The following is a 22,422-nucleotide window of genomic DNA, read 5'->3' as shown; positions in this document are numbered from 1 at the left end:
CGTCAGGCGCCGGCCATTGCCTGCTCAATCGCCGACAGCGCGGCGTCCGCCTTGGCGCCGTCGGGCCCACCGGCCTGCGCCATGTCGGGCCGGCCACCGCCGCCCTTGCCGCCGAGCACCTCGGAGCCCTTGCGGACCAGCTCGACCGCGTTGAAGCGCGAGGTCAGGTCGGCGGTGACGCCGACCACGATGCCGGCCTTGCCGTCCTCGGTGACGCCGACGATCGCGACCACGCCGGAGCCTATCTGCTTCTTGCCATCATCGACCAGGCTCTTCAGGTCCTTGGTCTCGACGCCTTCGACCGCGCGCGCCAGCAGCTTGACGTTGCCGACCTCGCGAACGGCTGAGGCTGCGCCGTTCGATGCTCCACCGCCGCCCATCGCGAGCTTCTTCCTGGCATCCGACAGATCGCGCTCCAGCTTCTTGCGCTCCTCCATCAGCGCGGCGATGCGCGAAGGCACATCCTCGATCGTGGTGCGCAGCTCGGCCGCCGCGGTCTTCGCCAGCGCCATGGTGTCGTTGGCGTGCTTGCGCGCGTGACGCCCGGTCAGCGCCTCGATGCGACGCACGCCGGACGCGACCGCGCTTTCGCTGGTCACCGAAATCAGGCCGATGTCGCCGGTGCGGCGGACATGAGTGCCGCCGCAGAGCTCGACCGACCAGCCGAGCGCGTTCTGGCCGTGCTCGCGGGCGCTCTTGCCCATCGAGACGACGCGGACCTCGTCACCGTATTTCTCGCCGAACAGCGCGCGCGCACCGGCCTCGCGGGCGTCGTCGACAGCCATCACGCGGGTCGTCACCTCGTCATTCTCGAGCACGACATCGTTGGCGATGTCCTCGACCCGGGCGAGCTCTTCCGGCGTGATCGGCTTCGGATGCACGAAATCGAAGCGCAGGCGATCGGGCGCGACCAGCGAGCCGCGCTGCGCGATGTGATCGCCGAGCACCTGGCGCAGCGCCTCATGCAACAGATGCGTTGCCGAGTGGTTGGCGCGGATCGCCGACCGGCGCGCGTGGTCGACCTCGAGCTGCAAAGCCGTGCCGACGTTCAGCGTGCCCTGCTCCACCGTGCCGACATGCACGAACAGATCACCGGCCTTCTTCTGCATGTCGGTGACGCGGAACTTGACGCCCTCGCCGGTGAGCACGCCGATGTCGCCGACCTGGCCGCCCGACTCCGCGTAGAACGGGGTCTGGTTGAGCACGATCGCGCCACTCTCGCCGGCCTTGAGGCTGTCGACCTCGGCGCCGTCCTTGAGCAGTGCCGTCACCGCGCCTTCCGCGCTCTCGGTCTCATAGCCGAGGAATTCGGTTGCACCGAGCTTCTCGCGCAGCGGGAACCAGATGGTCTCGGTCGCCGCCTCGCCGGAGCCTGCCCAGGAGGCGCGCGCCTTCTCGCGCTGCCGCTCCATCGCGTCGGTGAATGCCGCCTGGTCGACACTGATGCCGCGCGACTTCAGCGCGTCCTGCGTCAGGTCCAGCGGGAAGCCGTACGTGTCGTACAGCGTGAACGCGGTGTCGCCGTCGAACATGTCGCCCTTCTTGAGGCCGGCGCTCTTCTCGTCGAGGATCGATAGTCCCCGCACCAGCGTCTTGCGGAAGCGGGTCTCTTCCAGCTGCAGCGTCTCCTCGATCAGCTTCTCCGCGCGCACCAGATCTGGATAGGCCTGGCCCATCTCGCGGACCAGCGCCCAGACCAGGCGATGCATCAGCGGCTCGCTCGCGCCCAAGAGCTGCGCATGGCGCATCGCGCGGCGCATGATCCGGCGCAGCACGTAGCCGCGGCCCTCGTTCGACGGCAGCACGCCGTCGGCGATCAGGAACGCCGACGAGCGCAGATGGTCGGCGATCACCCGGTACGACGCGACGTTCTGCGCATTCGGTCCATGGCCGAGCGCCGACGAAGCCGCCTCGATCAGGTGCCGGAACAGATCGGTCTCGAACACGCTCTCGACGCCCTGCAGGATGCAGGCCATGCGCTCCAGCCCCATGCCGGTGTCGATCGAGGGACGCGGCAGCGCCACGCGCTCCTCCTTCGTCACCTGCTCGTACTGCATGAACACCAGGTTCCAGAATTCGAGGAAGCGATCGCCGTCCTCCTCCGGGCTGCCCGGAGGTCCGCCCCAGATGTGCTCGCCGCGATCGATGAAGATCTCCGAGCACGGACCGCACGGGCCGGTGTCGCCCATCGCCCAGAAATTGTCCGAGGTCGGGATGCGGATGATGCGGTCGTCGGAGAAGCCCGCGATCTTCTTCCAGTAGCCCGCCGCCTCGTCGTCGGTGTGGTAGACGGTGACCAGCAGCTTGTCCTTCTTCAGCCCGAAATCCTTGGTGATCAGATTCCAGGCGAGCTCGATCGCGCGCTCCTTGAAGTAATCGCCGAACGAGAAGTTGCCGAGCATCTCGAAGAAGGTGAGATGGCGCGCGGTGTAGCCGACATTGTCGAGGTCGTTATGCTTGCCGCCGGCGCGCACGCATTTCTGCGACGTCGTGGCGCGCTGATAGGCGCGCTTCTCGACGCCGGTGAAGACGTTCTTGAACTGCACCATGCCGGCATTGGTGAACATCAGGGTCGGGTCGTTGCGCGGCACCAGCGGCGACGACGCCACGATCTCGTGGCCGTTCTCCTTGAAGAAGTTCAGAAATGTCGACCTGATGTCGTTGACGCTGCTCATGTTCATCCAATCGGAAAAAGGGGCCGGCCAGCCGCAAAAAGGCGTCATTTTCCGGCCGAACGCTTTTAGACATTGCCAGCTGCGGTGTCCAGAAACTGTGCAGGCGGATCATGGGCTTGCCGCGGCAGCACAAAGCCCCGTTGGATAGTTGTTGCAGCTGCGTTGACAGTCTTGGTGGCGCCGTGTTTTCTACCTACCTGTTACCCGTCACGTCGGGAGAGACCGGCCTTAACCGCCGGCGCCGAAGGAGCAACCGCCCCGGAAACTCTCAGGCAAAAGGACCGCGTGACGTCTGACATCTGGAAAGAGGCGCTGGGGTTCTCCCCCGATTGCGTCCGCCGACGGGATAATACTCTCAGGCACAGCGACAGATGGGGCTTTCTGCAGGTTTCTCAAGGGGAAATGGGTCCCCGACGGGAACCGCGAGGGCCCTGTGATGCTTGCGCACGAAAACTCCCCGCTGAAACAGACCCCGCTGCACGCGCTGCATCTGGCGCGCGGCGCCAAGATGGTGCCGTTCGCCGGCTACGACATGCCGGTGCAATACACGGCGGGCGTGCTCAAGGAGCATCTGCACACCCGCAAAGACGCCGGCCTGTTCGACGTGTCCCACATGGGCCAGCTCGTGCTGAAGGCCAAATCCGGCAAGGTCGGCGATGCGGCGCTCGCGTTGGAAAAACTGGTGCCGCAGGACATCGTCGGCATCGCGCCGGGACGGCAGCGCTACGCGCAATTCACCAATGACGACGGCGGCCTGCTCGACGATTTGATGGTGGCGAATTTCGGCGATCACCTGTTCCTGGTGGTCAACGCCGCATGCAAGGCCGAGGACGAGGCGCATCTGCGCACGCACCTCTGCGACACCTGCGAGATCGTGTCGCTGGCCGACCGCGCGCTGATCGCGCTGCAAGGGCCGAAGGCCGAATCGGCGCTGGCAAAACTTTGTGCAGATGTCAGTTCGATGAAATTCATGGACGCCGGCCCGCGGCGCGTCGCCGACATCGACTGCTTCGTCTCCCGCTCCGGCTATACCGGCGAGGACGGCTTTGAGATTTCCGTGCCGGCCGACAAGGCCGAAGCCCTGGTCGCCGCGCTGCTCGACAATCCCGACGTACTCCCGATCGGGCTCGGCGCGCGCGACAGCCTGCGGCTCGAGGCCGGGCTCTGCCTCTACGGCCATGACATCGACACCACGACGACGCCGGTCGAAGGCGCGCTGGAATGGTCGGTGCAGAAGGTCCGCCGCAGCGGCGGCGCCCGCGCCGGCGGTTTTCCGGGCGCCGACAAGATCCTTAGCCAGTTCGCGCAAGGCGCATCGCGCCGCCGCGTCGGCCTCAGGCCCGACGGCCGCGCGCCGGTGCGCGAAGGCGCCTTGCTGTTCGCCGATGCCGCCTCGTCCGAGCAGATCGGCAAGGTGACCTCGGGCGGCTTCGGCCCGAGCCTCAATGCGCCGGTTGCGATGGGCTATCTGCCGACCGCTCTTTCCGCCGTCGGCACCACCGTTTTCGCCGAGGTGCGCGGCCAGCGGCTGCCGCTGAAGGTCGCCGCCACGCCCTTCGTCCCCAATACCTACAAACGCTAAACGCCAAAGGATCGATCCCCATGACGACGCTGTACACGTCCGACCACGAATGGCTCCGCATCGAGGGCGACGTCGCCACGATCGGGATCACCGACTATGCGCAGTCGCAGCTCGGCGACGTCGTGTTCGTCGAGCTGCCCAAGGTCGGCCGCAGCCTCAAGAAGGCCGAGGCCGCTGCCGTGGTCGAATCCGTCAAGGCCGCCTCCGACGTCTACGCGCCGATCACCGGCGAGGTGATCGAGGTCAACGAGGCGCTCGCCGCCGAACCCGCGCTGGTCAATTCGGATGCCGGCGGCAAGGCCTGGTTCTTCAAGCTCAGGATTGCCGACAAGGGCGAGCTCGGCGGCCTGATGGACGAGGCCGCCTACGCCGCGCACACCGCCTGAGGATGATGCCATGAACGCGCCCTTCAAGCCGATCAACGAAGCCGCCACCGATTTCGTCCGCCGACACATCGGACCGTCACCGCGCGACATCAACGCGATGCTCGACACGGTCGGCGCTGCGAGCCTGCAGGCGCTGATGGGTGAGACGCTGCCGGCGTCGATCCGCCAGAAGGCGCCGCTCGATCTCGGCCGCGCGCTGAGCGAGACCGAGGCGCTCACGCATATGAGCGAGCTCGCGGCGCAGAACCAGGTGTTCACCTCGCTGATCGGCCAGGGCTATTCCGGCACCATCCTGCCCGCGGTGATCCAGCGCAACATCCTGGAGAACCCGGCCTGGTACACCGCGTACACGCCGTACCAGCCTGAGATCAGTCAGGGCCGGCTGGAAGCTTTGTTCAACTTCCAGACCATGATCTGCGACCTCACCGGGCTCGACGTCGCCAACGCCTCGCTGCTCGACGAAGCGACCGCGGCCGCCGAAGCAATGGCGCTCGCCGAGCGCCACTCGCAGGTCAAGGCGAAGGTGTTCTTCGTCGACAAGGAGGTGCATCCGCAGACGCTGGCCGTGATGCGCACACGCGCGGCCCCGCTGGGCTGGGCGCTGCTCGTCGGCGATCCCCTCACCGAGCTCGACAAGGCCGACGTGCTCGGCGCGCTCTTGCAATATCCCGGCACCACGGGTGCGGTGCGCGACCTCCGGCCGGCGATCGCATCGCTGCGCGCCAAGGGTGCGCTTGCGATCGTCGCCGCGGACCTGCTGTCGCTGGCGCTGCTGACCTCGCCCGGCGAGCTCGGCGCAGACATCGCGATCGGCTCGGCGCAGCGGTTCGGCGTGCCGATGGGCTATGGCGGACCGCACGCCGCCTACATGGCGGTGCGCGACACGCTGAAACGCTCGCTGCCCGGCCGCATCGTCGGCCTCTCGGTGGATTCGCGCGGGGCACCCGCCTATCGCCTCGCGCTGCAAACCCGCGAGCAGCATATCCGCCGCGAGAAGGCGACCTCGAACATCTGCACCGCGCAGGTGCTGCTCGCCGTGATCGCCTCGATGTATGCGGTCTATCATGGTCCGGAGGGCCTGACCCATATCGCGCGCGGCGTGCATCGCCGTGCCACCGTGCTCGCTGCCGGCCTGCGCAAGCTCGGCTTCGCGCCGACCAGCGAGGCGTTCTTCGACACCGTGACGGTCGAGGTCGGTGCCAAGCAGATCGAGATCGTCTCCCGTGCGCAGGCGGAGCGGATCAATCTGCGCATCGGCGCGACCACGCTCGGCATCGCGCTCGACGAGACCACGACGCCTGAGACGGTCGAGGCGGTCTGGCGCGTGTTCGGCGGCAAGCTGAGCTTTGCCGAGATCGAGGGTAGCGCAAGCGAGACGCTGCCGAAGGAGCTGCGGCGCTCTAGCACCTTCCTCACCCACCCGGTGTTCAACACGCACCGCTCGGAGACCGAGTTGCTGCGCTACATGCGCAAGCTCTCAGATCGCGACCTTGCGCTCGACCGCGCGATGATCCCGCTCGGCTCCTGCACCATGAAGCTCAACGCCACCACCGAGATGATCCCGCTGACCTGGCCGGCGTTCGGCAATCTGCATCCGTTCGCGCCCACCGATCAGGCCAAGGGTTATCACGCGCTGTTCAAGCGGCTGGAGCAGTGGCTGTGCGACATCACCGGCTATGACGCGGTGTCGCTGCAGCCGAACTCCGGCGCGCAGGGCGAATATGCCGGGCTGCTGGCGATCCGGGGCTATCATCTTGCGCGCGGCGAGCCGCACCGTAAGGTGTGCCTGATCCCCTCCTCCGCGCACGGCACCAATCCGGCGTCGGCCGCGATGGTCGGCATGGACGTTGTGGTGGTCGCGTGCGATGCGCGCGGCGACGTCGACGTGAATGACCTCCGCGCCAAGGCGGAGAAGCATTCAGCCAACCTCGCCGCCGTCATGATCACCTATCCGTCGACCCACGGCGTGTTCGAGGAGCATATCAGCGAGATCTGCGACATCGTGCATGCGCATGGCGGACAGGTCTACCTCGACGGCGCCAACATGAATGCGCAGGTCGGGCTCTCGCGGCCCGGCGATTACGGCGCCGATGTCAGCCATCTCAACCTGCACAAGACCTTCTGCATTCCGCATGGCGGCGGCGGCCCCGGCATGGGCCCGATCGGCGTGAAGGCGCATCTTGCGCCCTATTTGCCCGGCCATCCCGCAACCGACGGTGCGACGGCACACGCCATCGGCCCGGTGTCGGCCGCGCCGTTCGGCTCGGCGTCGATTCTGACCATCTCCTACATCTACATCCTGATGATGGGCGGCGAAGGCCTGACGCGCGCCACCGAGATTGCGATCCTCAACGCGAACTACATTGCCGCACGGCTGCAGCCGCACTTCCCGGTGCTGTACCGCAACGAGCGCGGCCGTGTCGCGCATGAATGCATCGTCGACCCGCGGGCGCTGAAGACGACCAGCGGCGTCACCGTGGACGACATCGCCAAGCGGCTGATCGACTACGGCTTCCACGCACCGACGATGAGCTTCCCGGTGGCGGGCACGCTGATGATCGAGCCGACGGAATCGGAATCGAAGTTCGAGATCGACCGCTTCTGCGACGCCATGATCGCGATCCGGGGCGAGATCGCAGACGTCGAGAAGGGCCGCTGGAAGGTCGAGGCGTCGCCGCTGCGCCACGCCCCGCACACCGTGCACGACATCGCCGACGATGTGTGGGACCGGGCCTACACCCGCGCCGAGGGCTGCTTCCCCGCGGGCGTGTCACGGTCCGACAAATACTGGAGCCCGGTCGGCCGCGTCGACAATGTCTACGGCGACCGCAACCTGGTGTGCTCGTGTCCGCCGGTCGAGGATTACGCGCAGGCGGCGGAGTAAGGAGCTACTGCAGCTATGTGGCGTTGCGTCTCTGACGCCTGATTCACTCGGTGTCATTCCGGGGCTCGCGAAGCGAGAACCCGGAATCTCGACCCACGACTTCTGGATTCCGGGTTCGCGACTTCGTCGCGCCCCGGAATGACGGACTGGCCAGCGCCGCGGCAGGAGGAAACATGCGCGAGGAGTTCTGGTTTCACTTCCCGTTCCGCGTCCGCTATTCCGAGGTCGATGCGCAGGCCGTGGTGTTCAACGCCCACTACCTGACCTATTTCGACACCGCGATCACAGAGTATTTCCGCGCGCTCGGCTACGACTATCTCGGCGAGGTGGCGCGCACCGGGATCGACTTCCACACCGTGAAGTCGGTGGTCGAGTACAAGGCGCCGATCCGGTTCGACGAGGACATCGAGGTCTGCGTCCGCGTCGCACGGATCGGCCGCTCCTCGATCAATCTTGCGCTCGCGATCTTCGCCAAGGGCTCCGACGATCTCCGCGCCACCGGCGAGATCATCTGGGTCGCGACCGACCAGACAACCCATCAATCAGTCGCCGTGACGGACGACATGCGGGCGCTGATCGCGAGCCGGGAAAAGGCGCTGGCCTAGGGAGGAGCGACGCCTGCTGGCATCCCGCGAACAGGCCTTACGGCGCGATCAGGGCGCGGCTCTCGGTGTCCCAACGCCACAGCCGGTCATTGGTCAACTCCGTGCCGCCCCACCATCGATGGATCGGGTCGTACTGGCTGAAGTCGAGCCTGTGTTCGAGCACCTCTTCGCCGAAATCGGTCGTTGACAGGCGACTGTGCAGAAGACGCTCCTGCCGGGCCTTCGCATCGCCGGGCCCTTCCATTTCTGCGGGAAAGCCCGAGATGACCGGCGTCTGGCAGTAAGCCAGCCGATCGAGCACCAACTCTGCTTCCTCAAGGTCGAACACGCCGCGCTCCCTGTGCAGCTCGCTTGAAAGATTCCGCGGTCTTGTCTCGCCCTCGGAGACGAGATCCAGCATCCGCAACTCGGTCGCACCGAGGCCGGTATCACACCCGGGAAGCTCCTCAAGCAGCGCGATGAGCGCCGCCCGGAGCCGCGGAATAGCGGACAGATCCTGCATGAGAAGGTCGAAACAAGGCTCGGGAGTCGGAGCGCGATAGGCGTTCCAGGCGCGACTGGCCAACTCCAGCCGATCGTCGGCTACCGTAAGTGCAGGCAATCGCCATTTCGCCGAGCTCTCGCCTCGGTACCTGGCAATCTCGACATCGGTCTGAACCAGACTAAGCTTCGAGACGATGTGCCGGTGCGGCCGGAGCACGTCGAGCAACCAGAACAGGACCAGCTGATCATTCGGCTGCGGATCAGCCCATAGCTCGATGTCTTCGCAATGCTCGCACAGTTCGACAAGACCGACGTCATTGCCGATGGAGCCCAGCCATCTTGCACTCGCGAAGTCGAGCCAGTGGGTGTCGAAATCGGCATGGCTGGCGGAGCGTGGCGCCAGCAAGCGCGTAAGCTCGGCCGACGAGGGCATTTGCCCCCAAACGAAGCGCGGCCTCAAGCCGACGACGATATCAGCCCTGCCCGCCTGCCTCAGGCGATAGCTCGCGAGATCACTGGTCGCAAGAATCAGGCTCGTCACGATGCTCTCCGGCTACGCGCGATGGCACGTCAGCACCGCGACATGAGAACCACAGCTTCACCGACGCGAGAAAACAAAACGGGCGCCGATGACGTCGGCAACTCAACGTCCTCAGCGCCCGCTTGCAGCAAAATGATTGAGCCTTACTCCTCCGTCGGCTCCTCGCCGTCGGCGTCGCGCTCGGGCGCGCCGGCGAGGATCTGCTCGGAGATCAGGCCGGAGTTCTGCCGGATTGCGGCTTCGATCTTGGTGGTGATGTCGGGGTTGGCGCGCAGGAACGCCTTCGAATTCTCGCGGCCCTGACCGAGCCGCTGGCTGTCATAGGAGAACCAGGCACCCGACTTCTCGACGAGACCGGCCTTGACGCCGAGGTCGAGGATCTCGCCCATCTTGGAGACACCCTCGCCGTACATGATGTCGAACTCGACCTGCTTGAAGGGCGGCGCCAGCTTGTTCTTCACCACCTTGACGCGGGTGGTGTTGCCGACCACCTCGTCGCGCTCCTTGATCGCGCCGATGCGGCGGATGTCCAGACGGACCGAGGCATAGAACTTCAGCGCATTGCCGCCGGTGGTGGTTTCCGGCGAACCGTACATCACGCCGATCTTCATGCGGATCTGATTGATGAAGATCACCATCGTGTTCGACTTGTTGATCGAGGCGGTGAGCTTGCGCAGCGCCTGGCTCATCAGGCGCGCCTGCAGGCCCGGCAGCGCATCGCCCATCTCGCCCTCGAGCTCGGCCTTCGGCACCAGCGCCGCGACCGAATCGACCACCAGCACGTCGACCGCGCCGGAGCGCACCAGCGTGTCGCAAATTTCCAGCGCCTGCTCGCCGGTGTCCGGCTGCGAGATCAGGAGCTCGTCGATATTGACGCCGAGCTTGCGCGCATAGACCGGATCGAGCGCATGTTCGGCGTCGATGAAGGCGCAGATGCCGCCCTTCTTCTGGCCCTCCGCCACCGTGTGCAGCGCCAGCGTGGTCTTGCCCGATGATTCCGGCCCGTAGATCTCGACGATGCGCCCCTTCGGCAGGCCGCCGACGCCGAGCGCGATGTCGAGCCCGAGCGATCCCGACGACACCGTCTCGACATCCATCGAACGGTCGTTCTTGCCGAGCTTCATCACCGAGCCCTTGCCGAACTGGCGCTCGATCTGGGAGAGCGCGGCTGAGAGGGCCTTGGACTTGTCCATGGAGGATCCTTCGACGATACGCAGTGCAGTGGCGGACATTTGGGATGTGCTCCTTATGGCGAGGATTCGCTAGCGGGACAAACGGCGGGTGAGATCAGGCGGAATGCGTTGTTGATAGGAATCTCGTACCACGTTTGTTCCGTGTTCGCAATATGTTCTTTTGAGGAGTTAGGCGCTGTCGGTATTTAAGCCCCCGTGTCCCAAGTTGATTTTTGAAGTGTCCTAGTTCGGATTAAGCGAACGGAAACCATGACTTAACCGCGATTCTCGGTAGGACTACCGAACGGCGGTCACGGGATGTTCTTCCCATCCTCGGCTCTTATGCAGCTATAAGATTCAATATGCAGTTTGTGCCAAAATGCTCTTGTGGGTGGCGATCAGTTCCTATGCGGGAACAATCGACACTGTGGCGCGTTTTCTTACTCGCCCCCAGCCAGCTAGGTAGCCCCCCGACTGCTGGAGGAAAACCCGCCTCCGGGACGGGTTGGCGGCCCCCATTTGGGGCCGTTTAAAATTCCGGGTGCGCTCGGAGTTGTCCGGCTACAACCCCAGTGACAGCCCCTCGAATCTGGCTCCATATTTCGGGGATGCCCCCACTTGGAAGCCTGCTTGGGAATTCTGCGCCGCTTGATCGCCAAGGGTGACGTGAACGGCATTCCGCTAGCTGAGTGCGCAATCACCGAATATCTGGAGGTGACGCCGGGGGCCGCCCGGCGGAGCGGGCTTCGCTTAATTCAGGACGACGTTCTGAAACAGCGCGATGCCGTGATTGGAGACCGGCGCGAGCTCGCCGAAACCGTCAACGCATACATTGAGCCGATGCTAACTCGACGCTAGCGAGGGTCGGGCCGGTTTAGCATCACCAACGAGCCTGCTGCAGCGGTGATTGACGCGAGAAGCGACGCAACCTGGATAGCGAACAATACGTCTTCGTCTTGACCGGCCCCACGCTCGTATCTTGGCTCAAAGAAACGGCCCCAGAGAGTGGGCACAAGCTGGGGCCGAAGTAGTTCAAGGTGGATCGTCATCCGATCAGAAGCCAGCTCACACTGACGATGAGCGCAATGAACGACGCCCCGGCAAAGCCGAGGAAGCCGTAGTCCACTGCGTCCAAATGGTGATCTGATCTGAACATCCACACAGTCTGTACCCGGCAGGGCATGACCGCATTAGGATATGTAAGTCAGCTAGGGTGCCCTACGTCTCGCCAATCGAGACGGCCCCGGCGCGCTCGCAGGGGCTAGATGGCGGCCGGAGTCGTCCCACTAGCGCTCACTGTGAGCGCAATCACATTGTATCGGGAGTGCTGGCAACCGTAATGGTCCATCCCGGATTACCTCACTTTGACAAGTGTCCTAATTCCAGCCTGTGCCACATACGCGGGGGATTATGCACGGTTTTGGGCATATAGATTTCGATGGTGCCCAATCTGTTCGCAGTTCTCTGGCTGCCCGCGAGTTTGAACCGCGAAGTGCCTGGCCAGGCTGGCCAAACGCCATGCCCGCAGCCGCCGCGGATTGGCGCGGTCTTCCGGATCGGAGGCGCTAAAAGCGGCCCCAGCGAGTGGGCACTAACCGGGGCCGAGTTGCACTTTGGTCGTCCCGATGCTGCCCGGCAGGAACAGCACCCGAACGGGTGATAATCCGGGGTGCGATGCGCTGGTTCCTATTCCGGCCTGTCCTGGTTCCCCTCCGCGAGTGCCTAACAGGGACGGCACCGGCTGAACGCCCGTCGCAACGGATGGAGCGAACGGAAACCGCGGCCTGGCCGATGTTCTCAGTAGGACTACCGAGGCGGCATAGTAAATGTTCTAGCCCCATCATTTTCCATGGGACGACATCTGTTCTTACTGCGCGCCGAGGCCGAGCCGCTCGGGCTGGTCACCGTGATAGCCAATTTGGGACATGTCCTTTGGCACAAATTGTATAGGCTTCCAGTCATCAGGATTTTGCTCACCTTCCTGGGGCTAGGGCCAACGCCGTCCGCAGCTATTTCAAGCGGGCGGCGTTGTGCTGTCGGACGTCCGATCGGCTGAAAAGGTCGGCACCCCGGAACGCGGCGTGGGCCTGTTCTCGGACCGTTTGGGCCGCGGCCAGGTGCGATCCGTAGTTCTCCGGGCTAGAACAAAGTTCCGCGAGCAGGCGGATCCGCCCGCATCCCAAGTGCTCCGGATAATCAACGAGTTACCGGCAAATTTGGCGACAGCAGCGTGCGATTGGCACAATCTGCATACTACCTTGGTACCCCTCCTGACCCCCAAAAAAACTACGTAGCCTTCACGGGAAGACTCGGGTTCCGCCAGTGTTCGTAACATTGGCTCGCCAGCGCCAACGCCAGATTTCGCGTGGCGAGACATGGCGTGCCGGCGGATGGATCCACGTCGGGATCCACACCGACGCCCGGACGGGTGCCGCAGTTCACAACATCGTTTTACGGGTGTCAATCATTGTTACAACCTATAGTTTAAATATCGACGACCGCCATTCCTCCGCGGAACCGTTCCAGATGATTCACAAGGGCGTCGAATTCAGCGTCACGCAGGTCACGGCCGGCGTCTGGAAATGGCGTTTCCAGATCGGCGATCGGGTCTACACCGGCAAGACCGAAGCAAAGCTCGACCTGCTGGCGATCCGCCGCGTGCAGTTGCGGATCGACCGCGAGCTGAACAATCTCGGGCTGGGACGGCCCCGCGGGCACAGCGATCAGGATTGAGGCGCCGGTCGGATTGGCTCCGCTGCGCCGGCCAACAGGCGCGCGCTTCAGTCCGCGCTGGCCAGCCGCCGCATCGTGAACTCGATATCGCCGCCGGGCAGCTCACGCCAGCTCTCGACCGCGCTCATATAGGCGGCCTTCGGATAGCGCTTGAGAAAGGCGCGCGCCCGCAGGCGGGCCTGATCGCGCGGCAGGCTGAAGGTCTCGCGCAGATAGCCGTCATCCGGCTTGCGCCGCGCGGCCATCCGGCTGGCGAGATCGCGCGGACGAGACACCATTGCCGCAACTCCGGACCAACTGACGACGCCCCCAATATAGGGGCGACGCGGGGAGAATCCGAGTCTGCGGGAGCCGGCGAAGCAGGCCCGAACGGGGCTGGGCTTATTGGCTGCGCTGCGCGGAGCCTGCGGGCTGCGCGGAGCTTCCGGTCTTGGTCTTCGGCTTGGCGGGATGGGCCGCCGCCTTCGGCGCATCGCTGCGCACCGCGCCCCAGGGGTCGGACGATCCCTTGGCATCCGGAATCTTGCTCAGCGAGTCCTTGTAGGCCCGGTCGTTGACCGCGTCCCGATCCTTCTCGTCCTGGGTCTTGGTCTTGACCTCTGGCATCAGATTGACGTTCGGCATTTGCGCATAGGCCGGCGCCGACAGCAGCACCGCGACCGCAACTGCGCACAAAACTCTCATCACAACGCTCCCTGCATTTTCGTCAGCGGTATATCACCGCAAGAAAGCGGTCGCCAAGCGCGTCCGTCCCTGCCCTAGAGATGGTCTGATTTGCAGGATTTCGGCGACTGCATCCAGTCGTCCCAGATCGGACCGCATCGCGTGCACCCACCAAGCGCAAGCCCGATCGCGATCACGCCGCCCAGCAATACCAACCTGCGGAACATGTACGCCCCCAACGCTGACGAAGGGCAATTGGGCGCCGAAACTGGGGCATTTTCAAGCCGGGCACGGCGCTTGCAGCGCGGCGCAAGCGCGCCTCGGAGCGTGGCGCAAGCGCGTCGGAGCGCGGCGCACGCGCGACGGTTTGACCGGGCGGCTCTGCAAATTACAGTGCGCAACAAAGCAGAAAAGGAATCGACGACATGACTTTGGCGATGAGCTGGGACGAATGGACGCGGCATGACGGGACGGCGCTCGCCGCGCGCGTCCGCAAGGGCGAGCTGACGCCGCGGGAGCTCGCGGCGCAGGCAGCCGCTGCCGTCGCCAGGGTCGATCCCGCGCTGTCAGGCGTGGTCGAGCTGTTCGACGACGTGATCGCAGATCCCGCGCGCGACGGCGCCGACCTCAACGGCCCGTTCGCCGGCCTGCCCTTCCTGATGAAGGATCTCGGCCCGACCTTGAAGGGACGGTTGCAGGAGATGGGCTCGCTGATGATGCGCGGCAACCGCGCCGCGGCCGACACCTTCCTGACCACCAAGCTGCGCAAGGCCGGCCTCAATTTGATCGGCCGCACCACGACGCCGGAGTTCGGGGTCTGCAGCTCGGCCGAAAACCCCGCGGTCTATGTCACGCGCAATCCCTGGAACACCGACTACACCACCTGCGGCTCGTCGGCCGGCAGCGCGGCAATGGTTGCCGCCGGCGCGGTGCCGATCGCGCATGCGACCGACGGCGGCGGCTCGATCCGGATTCCCGCCGGCGTCAACGGCAATATCGGACTGAAAGTATCGCGCGGCGTGTTCTCGCTCGCGCCGCATCTGTCCGATCTCACTGGCCTCGTTTCGATCCAGGGCTGCCAGTCGCGCTCAGTGCGCGACACCGCCGCCTTCGTCGACGCGTGTCGCGGACCTGCGCCCGGCGAGTTCATGCCATTCTGGACACCGCCGGAGCCGTACACAGCAATGATCGCGCGCGATCCCGGCCGGCTCAAGATCGCGCTGTCGCACAGCTGGGGCGACTACCGCGCGACACCGCATATCGCCGCCGAGCTCGAGCGGGTCGGACGCTTCCTCGAAGGTCTCGGCCATCAGGTCGATTACGCACTGCCGTCGCTCGACTACGCTGAAGCCTTCGCGGCGCAGACCACCTGCTACATCAGCAATTTCGCCGTCGTGATCGGCAACATGCTCGCCGTGCGCGGACTGACGCGGCCGCCGGCGGACCTGATCGAGCCGATCAACATCCGCATCTGGGAGCACGGCCGCGACTTTAGCTTCGCCGATCGCGCCCGCATGCAGGCCACCTTCAATACGACGGCGCGCGGCTTCGGCGCCTTCTTCGAGGATTGGGACATCATCCTGACCCCGATCACGGCACTGCCGACACCGAAGGTCGGCACCACGGAGTATCTCACCATCAGCGACAATCCGTCGGTGCTGGACTGGTTCGGCAATCTCTGGCGCAACTTCGCCTTCACGCCGCTCGCCAATCTCTGCGGCATCCCGGCGATCTCGCTGCCGCTCGCGACCAACGAGCACGGCCTGCCGCTCGGCATGCAGGCGATCGCAAAGCAGGCCGATGACGGCCTGCTGCTGCAGCTCGCCGCCCAGATCGAGCGGGCGATCGACGGCAAGTGGAATGCCGGCAAGACGCCGGGCGTGCATGTCACGCGCAACTAGGCGATAGATAGAGAACGATAAATCAACAGGGGAAACGGGACGTCATGCAGCAGGCCGGTGAATTCGGGATCGACGAGGCGCGACGGGTGCTCGGCGACGTCTTTGCGCCGTGGGTGCAGGATCTCAATCTGTCGATCGAGCAGTTCGAGTTCACACAGCCGCCCGGCAACGCTGCCGATTGGCAGCCTGGCGCCATCCTGCGCATGCCGTTCTCGGAGCGGCTGTGCCGCAATGGCGGCATCGTCTGCGGCCAGGCGTTGATGGCGTTCGCCGACACCGCGATGGTGCTGGCCAATCTCGCGGCCAACAAGGGCTACCGCCCGATGACGACGGTCGACCAGACCACGCATTTCATGCGCGCGGTGACTGCCTCCGATGTGCTGGCCGACGCCCGCGTGGTCCGGCTCGGCCGCACCATGAGCTTCGGCCGCGTCACGCTATCCTCCGCCACCGACAACAAGCCGGTGGCGATGGTGTCGAGCGCGTTCGCGATGCTGCCGGGATAGAGCTGATCCGGAAAAGTGCGAAGCGGTTTTCCCGCGACAAACGCAACGCGTTTGCGCTGAGATCATGCTCAAGCAGTTACTTCCCAAGGACAGCCTCCGCCGCATTGACGATGCTGATGGTCGGATTCTTTCCGCAATAGGTGCCGAACTTCTTGGCGTTCTCGGTAAACACGTCGGTGTCGATGATCGCCTCGTCGGAATCGCCCTTGTACCAGCCATCCATCCAGACCAGCACCATCTTGATGGTGTCGTCGCCGCCTTCGACGAACTGCTTGCAGGTCATGGTCGAGAGATCGAGGACGGTGGCGTTGGCCGGCGCGGACGACAGCGCGAGCGCGGCGGCAAGCATGATCGAGGCAGTGATCTTCATCGCAATCTCCATGGGCAATGATCTGAAATGAACAGCTCGCTGGGAAAGCCAGCGTGTCCGCCCGCGACCCGTAAGCGATGCGTTGCATGGAACGCAAGCACGGCATCGCACGGATCAGCCCAAACGTCGTTTCGGTGCACGCATTGAGAATTCGTGTTTCTGATTTTTGACGGCGCCGCGCTAAAACATGATGACGGTCAACCGGAAGAAGACCCCACTTGTCGGAGCCGTTACGCGATCAAATCACGATGCGTCGATATCGTGCCACCGCGTCGTTGCGAGCGACGGGAAGATGCGCGGGTACAACCGCGGTACGCGCACCCGTTGATCGCTCTGTGGATGAACGCGCGTGTGTTCTCTTTGGGTCGAGGATAAGCTCCGCTAAAGAAGGGACGTGGTTTAGATCAGCTTCAGTTTCTTTTAGACTGGCGTGACCTTGCTTGCCGACGATGATGTGGTCCTGGATCGCAAGACCGAACTGCTTCGCGATCTCAACAATCACTCGCGTCATCTCGATGCCAGCACGCGATGGTATTGAGTCTCCTCCCGGATGATTGTGCATCAGCACGACCGGACGGCATGATGTCCGCTTGAGGTCAAATGCCGCCCATCGCGACCGAACCGGGAACTTCCGGTTCACAACGATGAGCCGACGTTCCAGGTGGTCACGCAGACCGTCAGCTATGGACCAGAAGGCGACGTAAGCCGTGACGGGCCAATAGGCGACATGATAGATCGAGTGTGCCTTGTGTGGTCCGAGAGGTGAAATGGCTGGAGTTCTGAATGTAGCAGGCTTCATTATAGCCGCTTCCCTTGACGTCTGATTTAGCAGGGGCAGAGCTGACATGCTCTGCCCTGCGTCGCAGGCGGCTTGGGGCCAGCCCCGGAGTGGATCGAGCCCGCGACGGCAGGTAGGTCAGGCCGTCGACGCGCGTGTGCTATCGTGCAGCAAACCGCTCATCACGCAAAAGCCCCAGAACACCTGAGGAGGAGAGGCTCTCCGCGAAGAGAGCCTCTCATCCCTCGACGTTAGCTTGCTTCAGGCGTCGGCCTTCTTCACCGCCGGGGGCTTCCACGACCCGTCGATGATCGAAGGGTTCTTCTCGCTTGGCCAGTACAATCGCATCATCAGGACGAAATCGCCCGCCGGCGCTGGAAGCCAATTGGATTCCTTGTCCTTCCCGGGCGAGTCCTTCTGGATGTAGAGATCGGTCGAGCCGTCCGGATTTGTTTTTAGGTTTTCGCGCGCGCTGATCGAGTAACGGTTGATCGGGTTGGCCACGAAGAAATAGGAGGCATCGTACATCGTCACGGACCAGAAGCCTTGCGCCGGCGGCATTTGGCCTTTGGGGAAACGCATGACGTATTTGTTGGCGCCGCTGTATTTGCGGCCCTCGGCATCCTTCAGCGAAGTCGGATACACGGCGTCCTGCGGCCGGTTGGCGCCGAGGCCGATGGCGGTGACGAGCGCCCGCATCAGGTAGTCGGTGCCGTAGACGCCGGTTTTGGTCGTGAAACCCCAACCGTTCTCATCCTTCACGTCCTTGTTGATCTTGAACTGAAGCATGATCCGGTCAAAGCCGATTTCCGGAATCCGCTTGACGAAATCCGCCTTGAGCTTGCTCGCATCGAAATCCTGCCCCGGCACGATTCCGATTCGGGCGAACTTGGCGAGCTGCGGCGCATCGGCCGCGGTGGGCGGATTGTCTTTCATGAGCTTGCAGAGCAGCGTGAAATAAGCCACCGCATCCATGCGATTGACCTGCTCTCGCACCGCCGTCTTCATGTCCTGAGACGGATCGACGGTGCCCGGGGGCGGCGTGTAGGGTTTGCCATACGAGCTTAGCGGCACCAGCTTGCACTCGTCCTGCAGCTTGTGCACCGCGGCGTAATCCTCCGGCGTGCCGGTGCAATAGATGCGGCCGAGCAACCACACGATGCTCGTCGGCGACTTGTATTCCTTCACGCCGGCTGGCAGCATGCCTTTCCATCCAGGGCCCGTGATCGCATAGGTCTGCGCGCCGGTGCCGGTGGTCCGCTTGCCCGGCACCTGGAAGACGGTGGTCCATCCGTCCAGCATCGGAAACAGGGCGTAGCGGCCTTTCGTGTCTGGGATACTGAGTACCCACGGCTCCTTGCCGACGTCGAAGAACGACGTGGTGTAAAGTGTGTCGGCGTTCGGCGCCGTCACGTCCCGGAATGACGCGTTGGGATATTGACGCAGCTTGATGATCTGTCCCATCGGCGCTCGCGTTCCCTCCGGCGCCGCGACGTTGGTGACAACCCTGCGCGTCATCTCCATCGTCACCAGCGGATAGCCGAAGATGTAGGCGTCTGTAGCAAGCGCGAAGTCCTCAAATCCCTCACCGATTCCGAGGAGCTCACCGAACTCGGCCCGGCCCATCGTGCTCATGGAGGTGCTGGCGAGCAGGCTGAGGCCGCCAATCGTTACGTTGCGACGCGTGAAGTTCATGGGAACGATCTCCTTACATCTGCGTGGGGAAACGGTATTGGCGTGATGTCTGGAAACGATGGTCCTGGTACGTTGGCGTGCCGATCGTCTTCATGGTCGGCGGCCATGGCGTGTTTTGGGCAAGTGCTGCGTCAGTCCCGCAAAGCGGTGGTCAGAGCGAGCAATCCGAAAATCTGATTCAATCTTGCGACGAGCATGGCATCGACTCCCTATTCTTCGCAGAAGTTCGATCGTCGTCTTTAGTACACTCGCTTCGATGCGAGAGGCCGGCAAGGAAATGCGCAATATCAGTCAAGCAGGACGGCGTCTGCGGGATCGAAAACGATCGCTGAAATCAAAGATCGTAGACCTGCAGCCTAAGGTTGACAACGAAGAAATGATGCTTCGGCTACTTCCACGGGAAACAGATTAACATGAGCTAAAAACGGGGTCTAGCGATTACCACATTTTGCGCCTCTACATCCTTGCAGTGTCGCGCAACTTCGAATTTGGGCTCGTCCGCAGGCTGGCTTTTCGCACGATCGCGCTGCTGACCTGCCGATTCATTCCCGCGACATTGCTCGCGCTCTTCAATTACCTCACGCAGTCGGACCGGCGGAAATCGGTAGCGTCATCGAAGTGACGCTGAACGTGAAATGACAAATTGTCGCAGTCTCGTTCAAGCAGAACCTGCCGGTGAAGAGGACGCCGTGCTGTCTGGGATCGACCCGGCGTCGTTTCAGTACATGGCCGCGGAGCTACAATGGGGCAGCCGGCCCCCGCTCTCCAGTCGCCGGCGCAGGAATCGGCGCCGCTAGTCAGCCTATGATGTGACTCCAGCGCCACAACGTAGACCGATCTTCCGGCGTGCTACTTTAGGGTGAGACGTCCTGAGGCGGCTAGTGTACCGTCGCAAGCGGACATGAAGGCAAAGGGGGCGAGCAATGAAGCGCTGCATGGCGAAGTCTCGTCGTCGGCTGGTTTACCCGGCCGTTGGAGTGATCCTGGCGATGTCCGCAACCTGGTCCGACTTCGCACACGCCGATGAAGGCGGCGTTTCCTATTGGCTCCCCGGCCGCTTTGGCAGCCTCGCAGCAGCCCCCACGGTGCCGGGATGGTCGATGGCGGAAGTGTACTATCACACCTCGGTATCGGCCTCAGGCGCAGCTGCTGCGGCAAGAGAAATTACGATCGGCAGAATTCCCGCGAGCGTAAACGTCAACGTGAATCTGAACCTGAGCGCGCAGGGCGATCTCGTATTTCTCAACCCGACCTACACATTTGCTTCTCCGGTGCTGGGCGGACAATTTGCGATCGGGGTGACAGGGTTGTTCGGCCGCTCGGCCGCCGACCTCAGCGGGACACTCACAAAGAGCCTGGGACCGGTCTTCATCACTCAAACTGGAAGTATCAGCGATTCCATTACCTCGGTCGGCGATCTCTATCCGCAAGCAACATTGAAGTGGAACGCCGGCGCCCACAATTTCATGACCTATGTGACCGGAGACGTTCCGGTCGGCGCCTACAGTCCGACACGCCTCGCCAATCTCGGGATCGGTCACGGCGCCATCGATGGCGGCGGTGGCTACACTTACTTCAATCCGGAGACTGGGCACGAATTTTCCGCGGTCGCGGGCTTCACCTACAATTTCAAGAATCCGGACACGCGGTATCAGAGCGGTATCGACTTCCACCTCGACTGGGGTGCCTCGCAGTTTCTCTCAAAACAGTTCTTTGTCGGTCTGGTCGGATATGCGTATCAGCAGGTCACCGACGATTTCGGACAGAATCCTATTCTGGGCAACTTCCGCTCACGCGTCCTTGGTGTCGGTCCGCAAGTCGGATTCCTGTTTCCCGTCGGCGACATGCAGGGCTATTTGAACCTGAAGGGATACGGTGAATTCGATGCGGCCAACCGGCCATCAGGCTGGAATACTTGGTTGACGTTCTCGCTCTCTCCGGTGGCGCCAACCGGCACTGCGACACCAACACGGCGGATCGTGACGAAGTAGCAACGGTCTATGGCGGGCCGCGAAGCACTGTTCGCCGCTGCTCCATCAGATGATGAAGCCTTTGCGCGGCCAGGCCAAGGGCGGTCAACTCGCTGTTTTCGGCGCCATCCCTGCTTGCGTTCCTGGCAAGCTCCGTTTTCAGAATGTCGTCAATGCGCTTTTCCGTGTCGTCCAGCTCGGTCTCGCTCCGCGCATTCCTGATCTCGTCGCCAAGCGCGTAGAACGGCTCCAGCATGCTTTTCGACCCGCCCCCGGAATAGGCGAACCGCCATGCGGCCAGAATGATCGAGATCAGCGACCCCAGCAGGAGCGACGCATAATAAAGCTTGTCGTCGTATTTATCGAGGAAGCTCTGCTGGTTTCCGTTGTAATAGGTGGCCGCTCCCGGATGAATCGGGATCAACGCGTTGGTATCCGTGCTGGGCGCGGCGGCTTGCGCCAGTATCGGGTATTGCGACAACAGATCCCGCCGTACATCGACAAGGGATTGCGTCAAGTCGGTGATGGTGTCGGCATCCACCGACTTGTTGGCAACCAGAAAGAATGACACCCGCAGCGACGTCAGATCGTCAGACGGAACGGGCGGCGCTCCTCGCAGGGTGCCCTTGGGAATGTCATAGCTCTCATAATATTGTGCGACATCGGCGACCGCGCCGGCCGATTCGATTTCTATCAGCTTGGGCGCTGCGCCCTTCGCGCCAGCTTTCTGAAACAATTGCCGCGCCTTTGCCAGGTATCGTTCGGTAACGGGCACGACGGCAAGCAGCGCTTGTACCTGTCCGGAAGATAGCGCCGCCGCGCCTTCTGTCACCGCAACGTCGCGGAAGCCAACCTTGGTGCGGTCGAATTGATAGACTTGCTTCAGCGCATTGACGATTGGCCGGTTGATGGGACCGCCGACAACCCCGATGGTGACGTCGTGCAAATCGCCAAGACTATCGGCGCTCGCGCTCGAGGGCGCCATGATCAGGACGACGCCGTGTGTCAGCAGGAGGACGCTTCTCGCATCTGCGAGGCCTGCCGTGTCACCGCGGACCACCGCAAGATCCGCCTTACCCGAGGCCAATAGCTCCGATGCTCCGGCTGACGTTTGGCTATCGACGACTTGCAGCCGCGTGTGTGCGTTCGATGCCGCCAGGCGGGCTGCGATGGCTGAGATCAGCGACAGCGCCTCACCATCGACCGAGCCGGCGGCCACGGTGAGATGAACGGGCTTGGCAAAATAGCGATAGGCAAGCCATCCTCCGGTGATGCAGGCGGCGGTTGCGATCCCGACCAAGGTTATCCGCAGCGATCGAGGCCACAGATCGACGGCAAGGCTCGACATCGCGTTCCCCCTGGCGCTGAGCGAGCCGGTGCGCTCTCGCCGCTGCGATTTTACATGGGACATCGCGCAAAGCGAGCGTAAACTGCGAGCGACTACTCGGATGCCGGGGACGGCCGAATGGGAGGCCGAT

General features: G+C 63.4%; 18 protein-coding genes, 1 pseudogene and 1 riboswitch. Of the genes and pseudogenes, 10 read left to right on the top strand and 9 right to left on the bottom strand.

The window, feature by feature from the left end; genetic code table 11:
* Positions 1-2: 2 nt before the first annotated feature.
* Entirely contained in the window at positions 3-2,675 is a 2,673-nt protein-coding gene (gene alaS / locus FBZ93_RS21145; RefSeq protein WP_167529136.1) for an alanine--tRNA ligase, read from the bottom strand.
* A 202-nt stretch (positions 2,676-2,877) separates the two neighbouring features.
* Positions 2,878-2,969: riboswitch (glycine riboswitch) on the top strand.
* A gap of 142 nt (positions 2,970-3,111) precedes the next feature.
* On the opposite strand from alaS, the gene gcvT reads away from it, so the two are divergent.
* From gcvT to FBZ93_RS21125, 4 genes are all read left to right on the top strand, one after another.
* Positions 3,112-4,257: a glycine cleavage system aminomethyltransferase GcvT gene (gene gcvT, locus FBZ93_RS21140; protein ID WP_167529135.1), complete on the top strand. Its 1,146-nt coding sequence runs from the start codon at positions 3,112-3,114 to the stop codon at positions 4,255-4,257.
* A 20-nt stretch (positions 4,258-4,277) separates the two neighbouring features.
* Positions 4,278-4,643, top strand: a complete 366-nt coding sequence (gcvH, locus tag FBZ93_RS21135) for a glycine cleavage system protein GcvH (protein ID WP_146988090.1) — start codon at positions 4,278-4,280, stop codon at positions 4,641-4,643.
* Positions 4,644-4,653: 10 nt separating this feature from the next.
* Positions 4,654-7,527 (top strand): aminomethyl-transferring glycine dehydrogenase, encoded by a 2,874-nt coding sequence (gcvP, locus tag FBZ93_RS21130; protein WP_146988088.1) that lies wholly within the window; start codon positions 4,654-4,656, stop codon positions 7,525-7,527.
* A gap of 173 nt (positions 7,528-7,700) precedes the next feature.
* Positions 7,701-8,132 carry an acyl-CoA thioesterase gene (locus FBZ93_RS21125; RefSeq protein WP_146988086.1) on the top strand — a complete coding sequence of 144 codons (432 nt, stop codon included), beginning with the start codon at positions 7,701-7,703 and terminating at the stop codon, positions 8,130-8,132.
* Between the two features lie 37 nt (positions 8,133-8,169).
* Here the strand turns inward: FBZ93_RS21125 and FBZ93_RS21120 are convergent, their stop codons facing one another.
* Both FBZ93_RS21120 and recA read right to left on the bottom strand, forming a co-directional pair.
* Positions 8,170-9,156, bottom strand: coding sequence for a hypothetical protein (locus FBZ93_RS21120; RefSeq protein WP_146988084.1), 987 nt, complete (start codon positions 9,154-9,156; stop codon positions 8,170-8,172).
* Positions 9,157-9,299: 143 nt separating this feature from the next.
* Entirely contained in the window at positions 9,300-10,388 is a 1,089-nt protein-coding gene (recA, locus tag FBZ93_RS21115) for a recombinase RecA (protein WP_146988083.1), read from the bottom strand.
* 570 nt (positions 10,389-10,958) lie between these two features.
* Here recA and FBZ93_RS21110 point away from each other — a divergent pair.
* Together FBZ93_RS21110 and FBZ93_RS21105 are read left to right on the top strand one after the other, a co-directional pair.
* Entirely contained in the window at positions 10,959-11,186 is a 228-nt protein-coding gene (locus FBZ93_RS21110; RefSeq protein WP_246667570.1) for a hypothetical protein, read from the top strand.
* A gap of 1,668 nt (positions 11,187-12,854) precedes the next feature.
* Positions 12,855-13,061: a hypothetical protein gene (locus FBZ93_RS21105; protein WP_146988161.1), complete on the top strand. Its 207-nt coding sequence runs from the start codon at positions 12,855-12,857 to the stop codon at positions 13,059-13,061.
* Positions 13,062-13,108: 47 nt separating this feature from the next.
* Here the strand turns inward: FBZ93_RS21105 and FBZ93_RS21100 are convergent, their stop codons facing one another.
* A complete protein-coding gene (locus tag FBZ93_RS21100) occupies positions 13,109-13,339 on the bottom strand; it encodes a hypothetical protein (protein WP_146988079.1) in 231 nt (76 codons plus the stop codon).
* Positions 13,340-13,442: 103 nt separating this feature from the next.
* Positions 13,443-13,745: a hypothetical protein gene (locus FBZ93_RS21095; protein ID WP_146988077.1), complete on the bottom strand. Its 303-nt coding sequence runs from the start codon at positions 13,743-13,745 to the stop codon at positions 13,443-13,445.
* Positions 13,746-14,149: 404 nt separating this feature from the next.
* Here FBZ93_RS21095 and FBZ93_RS21085 point away from each other — a divergent pair, with 404 nt between their 5' ends.
* Positions 14,150-15,625 (top strand): amidase, encoded by a 1,476-nt coding sequence (locus tag FBZ93_RS21085; RefSeq protein WP_167529134.1) that lies wholly within the window; start codon positions 14,150-14,152, stop codon positions 15,623-15,625.
* Between the two features lie 44 nt (positions 15,626-15,669).
* Positions 15,670-16,131: a PaaI family thioesterase gene (locus FBZ93_RS21080; RefSeq protein WP_146988076.1), complete on the top strand. Its 462-nt coding sequence runs from the start codon at positions 15,670-15,672 to the stop codon at positions 16,129-16,131.
* 76 nt (positions 16,132-16,207) lie between these two features.
* Here FBZ93_RS21080 and FBZ93_RS21075 read toward each other — a convergent pair whose 3' ends face one another.
* Positions 16,208-16,501: an HdeA/HdeB family chaperone gene (locus tag FBZ93_RS21075; protein ID WP_028339845.1), complete on the bottom strand. Its 294-nt coding sequence runs from the start codon at positions 16,499-16,501 to the stop codon at positions 16,208-16,210.
* Between the two features lie 187 nt (positions 16,502-16,688).
* On the opposite strand from FBZ93_RS21075, the pseudogene FBZ93_RS41965 reads away from it, so the two are divergent.
* A pseudogene (locus FBZ93_RS41965) lies at positions 16,689-16,766 on the top strand (hypothetical protein); the annotation flags it as partial.
* On the opposite strand, the gene FBZ93_RS41830 reads toward FBZ93_RS41965, so the two are convergent.
* Positions 16,740-17,300, bottom strand: a complete 561-nt coding sequence (locus FBZ93_RS41830; protein WP_349643261.1) for a JAB domain-containing protein — start codon at positions 17,298-17,300, stop codon at positions 16,740-16,742. The pseudogene FBZ93_RS41965 and the gene FBZ93_RS41830 sit on opposite strands and share 27 nt — an antisense overlap.
* A 240-nt stretch (positions 17,301-17,540) precedes the next feature.
* Positions 17,541-18,974, bottom strand: a complete 1,434-nt coding sequence (locus FBZ93_RS21060) for a DUF1254 domain-containing protein (protein WP_146988065.1) — start codon at positions 18,972-18,974, stop codon at positions 17,541-17,543.
* A 935-nt stretch (positions 18,975-19,909) separates the two neighbouring features.
* Here FBZ93_RS21060 and FBZ93_RS21055 point away from each other — a divergent pair.
* A complete protein-coding gene (locus FBZ93_RS21055) occupies positions 19,910-20,965 on the top strand; it encodes a SphA family protein (RefSeq protein WP_433995430.1) in 1,056 nt (351 codons plus the stop codon).
* A gap of 7 nt (positions 20,966-20,972) precedes the next feature.
* On the opposite strand, the gene FBZ93_RS21050 is transcribed toward FBZ93_RS21055, so the two are convergent.
* Complete coding sequence (locus FBZ93_RS21050; protein WP_167529133.1) at positions 20,973-22,292, bottom strand: TAXI family TRAP transporter solute-binding subunit; 1,320 nt, start codon at positions 22,290-22,292, stop codon at positions 20,973-20,975.
* Positions 22,293-22,422: the final 130 nt, after the last annotated feature.

This window comes from Bradyrhizobium macuxiense (genome assembly GCF_007993935.1).
Lineage (GTDB): Bacteria > Pseudomonadota > Alphaproteobacteria > Rhizobiales > Xanthobacteraceae > Bradyrhizobium > Bradyrhizobium macuxiense_A.
Note: the sequence above shows the minus strand (reverse complement) of the source record. Positions and strands in the feature narration are given on the sequence as shown.

Coding starts and splice junctions, on each gene's coding strand:
- alaS (WP_167529136.1), bottom strand. CDS start 2,675: ATGAGCAGCGTCAACGACATCAGGTCGACATTTCTGAACTTCTTCAAG.
- gcvT (WP_167529135.1), top strand. CDS start 3,112: ATGCTTGCGCACGAAAACTCCCCGCTGAAACAGACCCCGCTGCACGCG.
- gcvH (WP_146988090.1), top strand. CDS start 4,278: ATGACGACGCTGTACACGTCCGACCACGAATGGCTCCGCATCGAGGGC.
- gcvP (WP_146988088.1), top strand. CDS start 4,654: ATGAACGCGCCCTTCAAGCCGATCAACGAAGCCGCCACCGATTTCGTC.
- FBZ93_RS21125 (WP_146988086.1), top strand. CDS start 7,701: ATGCGCGAGGAGTTCTGGTTTCACTTCCCGTTCCGCGTCCGCTATTCC.
- recA (WP_146988083.1), bottom strand. CDS start 10,388: ATGTCCGCCACTGCACTGCGTATCGTCGAAGGATCCTCCATGGACAAG.
- FBZ93_RS21105 (WP_146988161.1), top strand. CDS start 12,855: ATGATTCACAAGGGCGTCGAATTCAGCGTCACGCAGGTCACGGCCGGC.
- FBZ93_RS21100 (WP_146988079.1), bottom strand. CDS start 13,339: ATGGTGTCTCGTCCGCGCGATCTCGCCAGCCGGATGGCCGCGCGGCGC.
- FBZ93_RS21095 (WP_146988077.1), bottom strand. CDS start 13,745: ATGAGAGTTTTGTGCGCAGTTGCGGTCGCGGTGCTGCTGTCGGCGCCG.
- FBZ93_RS21085 (WP_167529134.1), top strand. CDS start 14,150: ATGACTTTGGCGATGAGCTGGGACGAATGGACGCGGCATGACGGGACG.
- FBZ93_RS21080 (WP_146988076.1), top strand. CDS start 15,670: ATGCAGCAGGCCGGTGAATTCGGGATCGACGAGGCGCGACGGGTGCTC.
- FBZ93_RS21075 (WP_028339845.1), bottom strand. CDS start 16,501: ATGAAGATCACTGCCTCGATCATGCTTGCCGCCGCGCTCGCGCTGTCG.
- FBZ93_RS41830 (WP_349643261.1), bottom strand. CDS start 17,300: ATGAAGCCTGCTACATTCAGAACTCCAGCCATTTCACCTCTCGGACCA.
- FBZ93_RS21060 (WP_146988065.1), bottom strand. CDS start 18,974: ATGAACTTCACGCGTCGCAACGTAACGATTGGCGGCCTCAGCCTGCTC.
- FBZ93_RS21055 (WP_433995430.1), top strand. CDS start 19,910: ATGGCGAAGTCTCGTCGTCGGCTGGTTTACCCGGCCGTTGGAGTGATC.
- FBZ93_RS21050 (WP_167529133.1), bottom strand. CDS start 22,292: ATGTCGAGCCTTGCCGTCGATCTGTGGCCTCGATCGCTGCGGATAACC.